Raw genomic sequence first — 1,854 nt, 5'->3', positions numbered from 1 at the left:
TGGACCCTTATCCCGGGGTCCCGATTGGATGCCGATCACCCCGAAAACGGGGTCCTTATTCCATGCCGAAACACACCCGGCTTCTCTCTGATCCTCAAAAATCGCAAGGCGCGCCCGGTCCGCGGGCCGGCACAAGCTGCTCAGTGCGAACCACTGGGATTTCCTTGCCGCCGTCGTACAGGTCGCTGGCGATCTGCTCGATGGTAGACCGATGGTTTTTGAACGTCCGGCGATGTCATTCGGATCGGCGCCGTCGGCGGCGGCACGTTCGCGTAAGGTGGTCCATTCGACCCGGCAAGTGATACGGTCACCGCCGCTGAACATCGCGAATAGAACGGCTTCAGGCGGCGCCTCCTCGAAGTCGCCGGATGGGTCTGGGGTAAGGGGCATCTCGAACTCTCCGTGTCAATTGCGCGCGGATGCCAACTGTCGACCTCGCCCGTCGATCCTATTTTGCTCTCTCAGGGGCAGCGCGATGTCCTGGAGTCCGCTTCGGGTCAACAGCAGCGGTAGCCGCGATGCTGGATTGTCGTCGGGTTTGCCTCTGACAGCCGACATGACACGGGTTCGAGCGACCATCGGCTAAGCAATCTTAGGCCCGCCGCGAACCCGCCGCTGACTCGACTTAATCGTCCGGTTCGTATCATTGCGCCTTAAACTAATGTGTGTGACCATATGGCTCCGGCCGCCCGATGCCGATGAAAAGCAAGTGCCAATGACTGTTTTCTTAGGCTCGGTGTTCGTAATGGACGTTGACAGCAAAGCTACGTTCGCCTTCGAGGCGAAGAACTTCCCAGAGGCACTCGAGCTATGCAAAGAGGGTTTGGTTCGTGAAGACCTGATTACGATGACATCGAACGGCGTGCCGCTTTGCTCCTCCACGGCGAAGTTGACAGTTCGCAGAGCTGACGAAGCCGAGATTGTCATCTATCGCAACGCCGCTATCCAAGCCCAGACCGAAAACTTGGTTCTAGCATATCTTGTCGATTTGGACCGCGCTTAACGCGCAACGGCTCGAAAGCGGCTGGCGAGACAAGCGTAGCTCGGCGTCGAGCTAACCGACTACAGCGGACATCACGGCGGCTGAAACGATCTTCGGCTTAGGGCCACAAGTGGGAACCAATGAGCCGCTCCTTGCTCAATGGCGTCGGTTAGTGCTCCCGCGACGATTTCCCGTCGGCCCCGATGAGCGGACATCTTAAGTGCCCATCGCAATGTCTCAAACGGGCTGCTGTGAACAGGTCACAGTCCAGCGCTTATGCCCCGGCCCCGGCAGCGTCGGCTTCATCTTCGCCAAGGTCTTTGCCCCAACGAGTTTTCGCAGCCGCTTGCATGTCCCGCTTCTTCGCGTTGCCCTTGCCGGTGACGGGGATTTTCAGTTTGCTGAGGTGGATCGCCGACCATGGGAGCCCGCCAGCTCGCAGGCGAGTACGGCAGCTCCGAGCATGGGGAAGAGAGCTTTGACGCTGGAGAACTGTCCGGAGAAAGGTTCTTCGATACAGACGCCGATGCAGTCCGGCCCGGCAAATCTCTGGACGACCTCGTGAACGCCGACCGTTCGGCTGCCGGTGTTGCCTGTCATTCGGCCTGCAATATTGGCTCTGACGCATATTCGATGATCGTGATTGTTTTTATGGCGCGCCAATCAGCCTAGCCTGAAGGAGATCGAGCTTAGCGCGCCCGTACATTTGCCGTTTGACCAGCTTGAGGTTGGTGATCTGAGCTTCCACTTGGCCATTGGACCATGGTTGCGTGATAGCCGCGTGCACCGCGCCCATATCGTTGGCAATGCCATTCGCGAACGAGGCAATGAGGCTCCGCTTGGAGTCATCAATCCAAGGTTCGAGCTCCATC

The 1,854-nt window shown here is 58.6% G+C and carries 4 protein-coding genes; 2 read left to right on the top strand and 2 right to left on the bottom strand.

What is annotated here, in order from left to right:
- Window positions 1-390, bottom strand: a 390-nt coding sequence (locus AC0L23_RS39860) for a hypothetical protein (protein ID WP_473358409.1), incomplete at its 3' end; no start/stop codon positions are given.
- A gap of 325 nt (window positions 391-715) precedes the next feature.
- Here AC0L23_RS39860 and AC0L23_RS39855 point away from each other — a divergent pair.
- Entirely contained in the window at window positions 716-1,003 is a 288-nt protein-coding gene (locus tag AC0L23_RS39855) for a hypothetical protein (RefSeq protein WP_473358408.1), read from the top strand.
- A gap of 399 nt (window positions 1,004-1,402) precedes the next feature.
- A complete protein-coding gene (locus AC0L23_RS39850) occupies window positions 1,403-1,654 on the top strand; it encodes a hypothetical protein (RefSeq protein WP_377791813.1) in 252 nt (83 codons plus the stop codon).
- Here the strand turns inward: AC0L23_RS39850 and AC0L23_RS39845 are convergent.
- Window positions 1,632-1,854 (bottom strand): transposase (locus AC0L23_RS39845; protein WP_473358407.1); only part of this gene is annotated, 223 nt, incomplete at its 5' end. The genes AC0L23_RS39850 and AC0L23_RS39845 overlap by 23 nt on opposite strands.

It is taken from the genome of Bradyrhizobium sp. MI1.4 (assembly GCF_055811315.1).
Note: the sequence above shows the minus strand (reverse complement) of the source record. Positions and strands in the feature narration are given on the sequence as shown.

Bases quoted from the DNA above. Each gene is read 5' to 3' on its own strand.
- AC0L23_RS39855 (WP_473358408.1), top strand. From the start codon at position 716: ATGACTGTTTTCTTAGGCTCGGTGTTCGTAATGGACGTTGACAGCAAA.
- AC0L23_RS39850 (WP_377791813.1), top strand. From the start codon at position 1,403: ATGGGAGCCCGCCAGCTCGCAGGCGAGTACGGCAGCTCCGAGCATGGG.